The 10490-nt window shown below is 32.4% G+C and carries 7 protein-coding genes and 2 rRNA genes; 4 read left to right on the forward strand and 5 right to left on the reverse strand.

What is annotated here, in order from left to right; all coding sequences use genetic code 11:
* The first annotated feature begins 440 nt into the window (after positions 1 to 440).
* Positions 441 to 1805, forward strand: coding sequence for a 30S ribosomal protein S6--L-glutamate ligase (rimK, locus tag BMX53_RS07910; RefSeq protein ID WP_074745578.1), 1365 nt, complete (start codon positions 441 to 443; stop codon positions 1803 to 1805).
* A 51-nt stretch (positions 1806 to 1856) separates the two neighbouring features.
* Positions 1857 to 3026 (forward strand): LETM1-related biofilm-associated protein, encoded by a 1170-nt coding sequence (locus BMX53_RS07915; RefSeq protein ID WP_074745580.1) that lies wholly within the window; start codon positions 1857 to 1859, stop codon positions 3024 to 3026.
* Here the strand turns inward: BMX53_RS07915 and can are convergent.
* Positions 3023 to 3673: a carbonate dehydratase gene (gene can, locus BMX53_RS07920; protein WP_038987705.1), complete on the reverse strand. Its 651-nt coding sequence runs from the start codon at positions 3671 to 3673 to the stop codon at positions 3023 to 3025. The genes BMX53_RS07915 and can overlap by 4 nt on opposite strands.
* A 4-nt stretch (positions 3674 to 3677) precedes the next feature.
* Positions 3678 to 4322 carry a carbonic anhydrase family protein gene (locus BMX53_RS07925; protein WP_038987706.1) on the reverse strand — a complete coding sequence of 215 codons (645 nt, stop codon included), beginning with the start codon at positions 4320 to 4322 and terminating at the stop codon, positions 3678 to 3680.
* 475 nt (positions 4323 to 4797) lie between these two features.
* Between BMX53_RS07925 and metK the strand changes: the two genes are divergently transcribed.
* Complete coding sequence (gene metK / locus BMX53_RS07930) at positions 4798 to 6090, forward strand: methionine adenosyltransferase (protein ID WP_074745582.1); 1293 nt, start codon at positions 4798 to 4800, stop codon at positions 6088 to 6090.
* An 82-nt stretch (positions 6091 to 6172) separates the two neighbouring features.
* Positions 6173 to 7822 carry a MutS-related protein gene (locus tag BMX53_RS07935; protein ID WP_074745584.1) on the forward strand — a complete coding sequence of 550 codons (1650 nt, stop codon included), beginning with the start codon at positions 6173 to 6175 and terminating at the stop codon, positions 7820 to 7822.
* Here the strand turns inward: BMX53_RS07935 and BMX53_RS07940 are convergent.
* The 3 genes from BMX53_RS07940 to BMX53_RS07950 form a co-directional block, all read right to left on the reverse strand.
* Positions 7819 to 9747 carry a polysaccharide biosynthesis protein gene (locus BMX53_RS07940; RefSeq protein ID WP_074745586.1) on the reverse strand — a complete coding sequence of 643 codons (1929 nt, stop codon included), beginning with the start codon at positions 9745 to 9747 and terminating at the stop codon, positions 7819 to 7821. The genes BMX53_RS07935 and BMX53_RS07940 overlap by 4 nt on opposite strands.
* A 184-nt stretch (positions 9748 to 9931) precedes the next feature.
* Positions 9932 to 10041, reverse strand: a 5S ribosomal RNA gene (rrf, locus tag BMX53_RS07945).
* 114 nt (positions 10042 to 10155) lie between these two features.
* A 23S ribosomal RNA gene (locus tag BMX53_RS07950) occupies positions 10156 to 10490 on the reverse strand; the annotation flags it as partial.

Genomic DNA, 10490 nt, shown 5'->3' on the forward strand with positions numbered 1-10490 from the left:
AAAAACAGCATAATTAATAGAGGTATTATGGACACATCATGGACTCAGTATGGACTCACTCCCTTCTATTCCTCCTTAACTTTAAGTTTTATAAACTGCAGCAATGTAATTACATAACAACTAATCTTACTCTTTAAAAGCACGTTATCAACCACATAACCATTTAACTCAACATAAACCAGGAAATAACTTATTAATAAATAACACTCTGTAAAGACTTCCCATTACATTCTATGGCAATTTATGTCACAATAACCTTTTTACTACTTCAATGATTTACTAAAACAAAGAAAGCTATTAATCTAAACAGCTCACTCTTTCATCTTCTTCTTCTCACATCTATAATATGTTGCGAAATCATTAAATCTTATATTTTTTTTCACTCTCATATAAAAGCATTATATTTATTACAGTACATTCGCGTTAGATTTTATAATTATATGTTAGACAAAGTTATTGTTGGTAGTGAAGAATGGTGTTCTTTTTCTACTTTAAATATTCCCGCTATTAAAGCTAGAGTTGATTCAGGTGCTAAGACATCTGCATTACATGCTATAAACATCGTACCTTTTGAAAAAGATGGTGAAAAGTGGGTTAAGTTTGATGTCAATCCTCTTCAGAATAATGGAAAAACAATCATCCATTGTGAATCAAAAGTAATAGATAAAAGAATAGTAAAGAGCTCTAGTGGTACTAGAGAGTCACGCTACGTTATTCAGACAGAAATATCTATAGCTGATACGAATTGGTTGATAGAACTTACTTTGACTAATAGAGATTCTATGGGTTATAGAATGTTATTAGGTAGAGAAGCTATGGGAGGTAGAGTGTTAGTAGATCCTGAAAAACACTTCTTATTAGGCCAACCTACAATGGAAAAACTAGACGAATACTATACTAAACCTAAAACTGAAAAGAAAGGTTTGCGTATCGGTCTATTAGCTAGTAATCCTGAGTTATATAGTAACAAGAGAATTATAGAAGCAGGTGAATTAAGAGGTCATGAGATGCACTTCTTAAATCTTAAGTACTGCTATATGAAACTAGATGCTAATCAACCTGAGATTCACTATCGTGGAGGACGAGTTCTGAATGACTTTGATGCTGTGATACCTCGTATTCGCCCTAGTATGACTTACTACGGATGTGCATTGACTAGACATTTCGAATCTCTTAAAGTATATAGTCTTAACAATGCTGCTGCCATCGCACAGTCTAGAGATAAGTTATTCTCTTTACAGTTGTTATTAAATAATGGCATCGATATACCTACTACTGGATTTGCTAACTCTCCTTTAGATACTAATGATCTTATCAAGATGGTGGGTGGAAGTCCTCTTATCGTAAAGTTATTAGAAGGTACACAAGGTAAGGGTGTAGTATTAGCAGAAACTAAAAAAGCAGCTGAGAGTGTTATCAATGCATTTAAAAGTTTAAATGCTAACATTTTAGTACAGGAATTTATTAAAGAAGCTAACGGTAAAGATATTCGTTGTTTCGTAGTAGATGGTAAAGTTGTCGCTGCTATCCAACGTGAAGCTGTTCCTGGAGAATTCAGAGCTAATATTCACTTAGGTGGTACTGCCTCTGTGATAAAAGTTACAGCAGAAGAAAAGAAAATAGCTATTAGAGCTGCTAAGGCTATGAATCTAAAGGTGGCTGGAGTAGACATCATTCGCTCTGCTAAGGGTCCTTTATTATTAGAAGTAAACTCTTCTCCTGGTCTAGAAGGAATAGAAGGAGCTACAAATAAAGATATTGCATCAGAAATGATCAAAGCTATAGAAAAACAAGTTAAATGGTAAACTGGAAGTGATGGCTTTTTAGTCATCACTTTTTTTATATTTAGATACAGCATGAACCCATCTACAAACGGTTGGATTAAAAAGTATTTTACAGATAAGGATAAGTATCAAATCTTTCTATCTAATGACAGTGAAGAAATTTCTACGCAGATTAGAAAAATAGGTTTTAGCTATGGAATTATCGATATAGCCGAATTACCTGCCATTTATCAAAACTTTAAATACACTCAAGAAGAACTTTCTAAAATCTGTTACTTACAACTATTAGAAAAAGTATTCAACATTCATGCTAAGTCTACTAATGAAGAAGACTTCCTAAAGGTATTAATAGGATTTTATGATGTACTTATTCCTCATAAAAATAGTATAATAACTTCTCTATTCGCAGATAAGAACCCTTATAGCAAACTAGAGAGTGTAATGTCTATGCGCTGGAAAGAGCACTTCTTTTCACAGTCTAAGATTAATGACTTCGTGATGAATATGATTCTACTCTTTATAGATGTATTAGCATTCGAAGCCTACATAAACGAAAATATAGATCCTAATGTGTTCAATCAGCACATCGTGGAACATTTAAAAGAAATAACTCTATCGTTTAAAAAGAACCAAAACAACCCAGATAGTAAAGACTTACAACTAATCAATTTCTTACAATCTAATAAGTCATTAGATACTGATCCTATTAAAGACAGACCTAGTATCAACTTTGAGAATAACTTTATCATTGATTATATAGTATGTAATTCGTGGGACAATGAGAAAAAGGAAATAGAACTTCCTGATTTTAGTACAGAGCCTTTTGTTACTGTACTTTATTCAGAAGAGAAGCTCGAAGAAAGCATATCTTACTTTATGACAATGGTAAGAAAGAACAATGAAGATTACCATTACTATCGTTCAAGCAACCTGTTTGACAACGTAATTAAAAACTCTAGTAGTTACTTAGAGTTACTATTAACACGTAATAAGGATAGACTGATTAAGGAGTTACAGAAGAATACGCAACTCATGAAATTATTAGTAGATTCTACACATAGAGATCTTACTAAGGAAGAAAAAAAGATGGTCAAAAAACAAACTGTTGAAGTTATTAAGACCATCCCATCTCTTGCTATATTTATTTTACCAGGAGGGACTATTATATTACCTATTTTACTAAGGTTTATCCCTTCCCTATTACCTTCATCCTTTAATGAAAATATTGATGAATCAAACTAGATTTTTTTAAATCTCAACTGATATACTTCATCTAAATCTTGATTACTCATTAAGTTGACATTCATATCTGTCACATACCCTGAGTTAAGCCCATATACCCATCCGTGTATACTTAGCTCTTGATTACGAGCCCAAGCCTCTTGTACGATAGAGGTTTTACCTAAATCATACACTTGCTCATGAACGTTTAATTCCACAAAACGATTAAAACGTTCTACTTCATCCTCTATCTGATCTAACTCGTGATTATGAAGTCTATAAACAGTTTTAATGTGTCTAATCCAGTTATCGATGATACCATATGAGTGATTTTTCATAGCAGCTAAGACTCCTCCACATCCGTAGTGTCCACAAACAATGATATCCTTTACCTTTAGAATATTGACAGCATAATCTAATACGCTTAGCATATTCATATCAGAATGGATAACCATATTAGCTATATTACGATGTACAAATACATCACCAGGTCCTGCACCGATAATTTCATTAGCAGGAACTCTACTATCTGAACATCCAATCCATAATACAGGAGGTTTTTGTTCTTGTGACAGATGCTTAAAATAATTAGGGTTATCAGACAGCTTCTCCTCTACCCATTGTTTATTATTATCTAATAGCTTCTTATAAAACTCACTATATGCCATAGTACTATTTTTTATTAATGAACAACTCTTTTACGATGCTCACTTCTCCTGTTTCTACTTTATAAAAAGCACCTACAATACCTATCTCACCTGCTTCATACATTTCACTAAGTACTGTACTCGTATTTAAGATGTGATCTATAGTGTACTCTACATTGTGATATGCCACTAAATCAACAGCTTCTTTAGAATGAATGTCTAATTCGCTATTATTTGCTTTCACATAATCAACTGACGGCTCTACCTTTGCTAACAGATTAGTTAAGTGACCTAACTTAGCTCCTTTACATGCTCCTGTAATAGCTCCACAGTGAGAATGTCCTAAAACCATTACTAATTTACTACCTGCTAACTTACAAGCAAATTCCATAGATCCAATAATATCCTCGTTTAAAACATTACCAGCTATACGTGTACTAAAGATATCTCCTAACCCTTGATCAAAGATTAACTCAGCAGAAGTACGGCTATCTATACAACTTAATATAATTGCAAAAGGAAACTGACCTTCTTTAGTTGAGTTCACTTGCTCTAATAGATTGCTATGTGCTTTTAAGTTTTCTACGAAACGTTTATTACCTTCTACTAAAAACTCTAAAGCTAATTCTGGTGTTACTAATTTTTGGTCTTCTATGTTGTGTAGTCTCATTCTATTGTTGTTTTGAAAGTTTAAAACTGATAGCAAAAGTACAAAACAATCAATAAAATATAACAGATTATTATTTTTCCTTCCGATTTTTATCAATATGACATTTAATACATACTTTTTAACATATATTACATACACCTTATTTATACATTGCTTCCTAAACTCAGCTAAATGTTTAGATACTCCTTAGGAAGTAAAATATGTTTACATTCCCCTATATACATACTATACTGCAACAGATAATCCACACTTAAAAACTAATATACCAACAACTTAACCACCTAATAAATAGTTAACATAAATATAAAATGTAAAAATATTTGCTTCATTACTAAAATAGTTAATACATTTGCATCACAAATAACAAGGAGGAAGAATTTGTACTGATTGCAACCTCGGTAAAAAATGCTAAAGCAGAAATTTATACTTCCCCTTTAGCCATTTCCTCTATTTTTAATCTAAAAAAATAATTATTATGGCTTATTACTTTACATCTGAATCAGTAAGTGAAGGACATCCAGATAAAATTGCCGATCAAATCTCTGATGCTTTAATTGATAACTTCTTAGCATTTGACAAAGACTCGAAGGTAGCTTGTGAAACTCTAGTTACTACTGGACAAGTAGTATTAGCAGGAGAGGTAAAATCTCAAACATACTTAGACGTACAACAAATCGCTCGTGATGTAATCAAACGTATTGGTTACACTAAAAGTGAATATATGTTCGAAGCTAATTCTTGTGGTATCTTATCTGCTATCCACGAACAATCTGCTGATATCAATCAAGGTGTGGACAGAAAAAGTCCAGAAGAACAAGGAGCTGGTGACCAAGGTATGATGTTTGGTTATGCTACTAAAGAGACTGAAGACTACATGCCTTTAGCTTTAGACTTATCTCACAAACTACTACAAGAATTAGCAGCTATCAGAAGAGAAAACTCTGAAGTTACATACTTAAGACCTGATGCGAAGAGTCAAGTTACTTTAGAATATGATGATAACAATACTCCTGTTAGAATTGTTACTATCGTACTTTCTACTCAACATGATGACTTTATCCAACCAGCTGACAGCTCTGCTGCTTCAAAAGAATTTGCTGAAAAAGCAATGCAAGCTCAGATAGAAAAAGATATTAAAGAGATATTAATCACTCGTGTTCTTAATAAATATCCTCAGTATAAATATTTATTCGAAAACAACGAAGAGATTGAATACCTAATCAACCCTACTGGAGTATTCGTTATCGGTGGTCCTCACGGAGATACTGGTCTTACAGGTAGAAAGATTATCGTAGATACTTATGGTGGTAAAGGTGCTCACGGTGGTGGTGCATTCTCTGGTAAAGATCCTAGTAAAGTAGACCGTAGTGCTGCATATGCTACTAGACATATCGCTAAGAACTTAGTAGCTGCTGGAGTAGCTGACGAAGTATTAGTTCAAGTATCTTATGCTATCGGTGTAGCTAAACCAACAGGATTGTATATCAATACTTATGGTACTAGTAATGTAAACTTAACTGATGGTGAGATTGCTAAAAAAGTAAGTGAGTTATTTGATTTAAGACCCTACTTCATCGAAACAAGTCTTAAACTAAGAAACCCTATCTATAGCGAAACTGCTGCTTACGGACATATGGGACGTAAACCACAAGTAGTGAAAAAAGTATTCACTAGACCTGGTGGAGAAACTAAAGAAATCGAAGTAGAATTATTTACTTGGGAAAAATTAGACAGAGTTGAAGATATTAAAGCTAAGTTTAACTTATAAGAGTTAATATCTTTTCACATATAAAGGAACTGTAATAGCAGTTCCTTTTTTTATATATTTACTTCTAACTAACGACTACACTATGAATTGGATAATAAGTATTCTAATTATAACTATACTGATACTCATATATAGCAGACAAAGAAGTAAAACAAAAAGAGAACAATACCTCTCTAAACTAAGATCAGGTTGGGGTAAACCTAAAGAAACTCCCCAATACAATTTTGATTTAATAAGTTCATATCACCTTGCTACATTAAACAATTCCGCATTTCAAAATATCTCTGATACTACAAATCAAGATCTAGATTTAGATGATGTATTTACGTTTCTAGACAGAACATCTTCTGCTATAGGTCAACAATATCTATATCATAAACTTCATTGTATTAAAGGGCAATCTGAAGTAAGGGAATTAGATGATTCAATTGATTTCTTTATTAAAAATGAACACGAGAGACTTCAAGTACAACTATTGCTTTCTTCACTAAATCACAAAAATGTATACTACTATCATAGTCTTTTTACCAGTGATAATACGATAACCAACAATAAACTAAAACTAGCTTATATACTAAATACATGTATGCTTATTAGTTTAGGATTAAGTTTTATTAATTTACTATGGCTTTTACCAGTTATTCTAATATTCTGTATCAATTTAGTCTTTCACTATAAAAATAAATATGCACAATACGATCAACTAAATGCGACACAGTATTTTAAGCAAATACATCACACAATTAATAAATTACATGCTTTTAAGAAGCTATCAAAGACAGTTGATTTCGAAAAAACTAAAAAGGCTACTGACAAACTAAAAGCACTTTATAATCTTACACATATATTTAACTCAGATAATATGTTTAAAGATGAGATTAGCACATTAGTATGGTTACCTATAGAATGGATTAAGATAATGCTTAATATTGAGTTAATTAGCTTCCAATTATTTTTAAACAAGGCTAAAAATTCAAAGAAAGAACTAACCGAAGTATTTGAGAGCATAGCTAAAATTGATGTCTCAATTTCTATTGCATCGTTAAGTATAAACAATATGTTGAGCAAACCAACTTTTAGCACAACAAAAGAAATATTAATTGAAAACTTAGCTCATCCACTTATTGAAAATTGTATTACTAATAATATACACTTACAGAATGAAAGTCTACTACTAACTGGCTCTAATATGGCGGGAAAGACAACACTTATAAGAGCGCTAACACTCAACGCTATATTAGCTCAAACAATAGGATATGTATTTGCAACCAAGTATAAGGCTCCATTTTCACAAATCAGTACTTCAATTCGTATCACAGATAACTTAAATGAAAATACAAGTTATTACTTACAAGAAGTAAAAGAATTGAAAAACTTTATAGATCAATCTAAAAAAACAGAACCACAAATCTTTGTATTAGATGAAATATTAAAAGGAACAAATACACTAGAAAGAATATCTTCAGCATATGCTATATTAAAATACATCAACACAGCTAATGCTATAGTTATAGTATCAACTCATGATTTAGAACTCATTGACTTACTTCAGACACATAATTACTCTTGCCAATATCTACAAGAAAGTATAATCAATAATGAATTACACTTTGATTATAAACTAAAGCAAGGCAAGCCTGAAAGTACTAATGCTATTAAAATATTAGAGTTGAATGAATTTCCAAAAGAAGTAACCAACCTTGCTTATAAAACAAAAAAAATGTTCAGTTAATTAACTGAACATTCTTCTTTCTTATCTAGACACTCAAAACGTGAGTTCTGAGATTTAAACTCTGGTACTATAGCTTTTAATTGTTTCACTAATAACTCTGCATCTTCATGTCCTTCGTCTTTACATACATAACTACACAATACTTCTAAATCTGCTTTTAGAGCCATTAAATCCTGATCTCTAACCTTTGCTATCATTATCTTATCGTGATGCGTCTTAACAGTATTCTCATTGTTAGCTAGCAACTCTTCAAATATCTTTTCTCCTGGTCTTAATCCAGTAATCTTAATATCCATTTCATCTGGGTAACTATATCCACTTAATCGAATCATACGTTTAGCCAAATCAAATATCTTCATTGATTTACCCATATCGAATACGAATATCTCTCCTCCATGCCCCATAATTGAAGCTTCTAATACTAACTGACAAGCTTCTGGAATTGTCATAAAGAATCTAGTGATATCCTGATGGGTTACAGTTAAAGGTCCACCAGCATCAATCTGACGTTTAAACAATGGAATTACAGAACCATTTGATCCTAAAACATTACCAAAACGAGTAACGATAAAACTAGTAACACCGTTATCTTTTAAACTAGATACATAAATCTCTGCTGCACGCTTAGTAGCTCCCATAACATTCGTAGGGTTAACTGCTTTATCAGTAGATACCATTACAAACTTGTTTACTCTGTATTTAACAGATAAATCAGCAATGACCTTAGTACCTTTTACATTAGTGTGAATTGCTTCATATGGAAAAGACTCCATTAAAGGAACATGTTTATATGCTGCAGCGTGATAAACTAGATTAGGTTTATATTCTTCAAAAATACATTCCATTTTCTTCTCATCGCGAATATTCCCAACTATATAAATAATCTCATCAGCCTTATTAGATACCATTGTTTGTTGCACATCGTACAATGGAGATTCAGCATGATCCACTAAAATTAATTTCTTAAAATTAAATCTAGCTACTTGTCGTGCAATCTCACTACCAATAGATCCAGCTGCTCCCGTAATAACAACTACTTTATCCTCTATTTCTCTAGCAATAATTGGGTTATCAAGTTGTATAGCTTTACGTCCTAATAAGTCATCAATCTTTAATTCCTTAATCTGTTTATTAGTATATGATCCATCTAACCAATCTGTAGCAGGAGGAATAATCTTAAGCTTTACAGGTAATTTCTCTAAAACTTCTGATATATCATTTAAACGTTCTCTAGTAACATTTTGAATTGAAATAATAATTTCATCTATACGATTACTAGTTACAAAAGCCTCATCTAAGATAGAAGGACTATAGATTTTATAACCAGCTAAACGATTACCTTTCTTACTATCATTATCATCAACGAAACCGATAATATGTGTCTTTATCTTTGTGTCACCTTGTAATGCTCCGACTGTAATAATACCAGAATCTCCAGCTCCGTAAATCATAACACGTTTATGATTACGAACATCTAATACATAACTACGATAAAACTGACTATAAAATAATCTAGCAAGAATAAGTAAAGCCGAAGTAAAAAATAAATGTAGTAAAACGAAAGAATAAGAGTATCTCAGATAATCAACTAAATCATCTCCTAAAAACTCATTGCGTTGTAACGAACTAATAACCATTACTACAGCTCCAGCACATAGACATGATGTAAATATATTCTCTATATCCTTAATACTTGTTTGTCTTATAACACCTTTAAAGGGCTTAAATATTAAAAAACTAATAATATAGCAAATAAATAACACTGGTATTCTCTTAAGCATTAGCTCAATTGAAAAATTACCAAAGAAATTAGTCAAAAGTAAACTCGAAATAAAATAAGTAAACAAGACAATTAATAAGTCTATAATAAATATAATACCCCTAGGTGTATCACGCTTTAACTGTCTTTTGATTGCATTACTCATCTTGTCTTCTAAATAATAATTACTACAAAATTTCGATTTGCAAATATAGTGCATAAAATGTCACCTTTTTAAGACTCCCCTCGAAAATATAGCAAGTTCACCCATTTTACCATAAAAGAAATGTTTATACAAACCTAATAAAAACAAAAAATCCCCAACCTCTAATGAGATTGGGGATTCTAAAGAAAGGCGGCGACATACTCTCCCACTGGTTAGCAGTACCATCTGCGCTAGCGGGCTTAACTTCTCTGTTCGAAATGGGAAGAGGTGAGCCCCGCTGCAATAACCACCTTAAATCGGTTGTTACTTTACGTAACTAATATTTTTAACTATATCGATAATCACTTAACTCCTATTATCAAGAATACTTTAGAAAGTTGCCCTCCCTCTGACGTATCAGAGGGAGACTCACATAAGCTTACGGGTTATTAGTACTACTCGACTTTGACATTACTGTCTTTACATCTATAGCCTATCAACGTTGTAATCTCCAACGACCCTTTAAAGAAATCTCATCTTGTGGTGGGTTTCGCACTTATATGCTTTCAGCGCTTATCCCTTCCCAACGTAGCTACTCTGCGATGCCCCTGGCGAGACAACAGATGCACTAGAGGTTGGTCCAAATCGGTCCTCTCGTACTAGAATCAGATCCACTCAAATTTCTAACGCCCACAGTAGATAGAGACCGAACTGTCTCACGACGTTCTGAACCCAGCTCGCGTGCCACTTTAATGGGCGAACAG

The sequence above is a fragment of the Myroides marinus genome, from assembly GCF_900109075.1.
Lineage (GTDB): Bacteria > Bacteroidota > Bacteroidia > Flavobacteriales > Flavobacteriaceae > Flavobacterium > Flavobacterium marinum_A.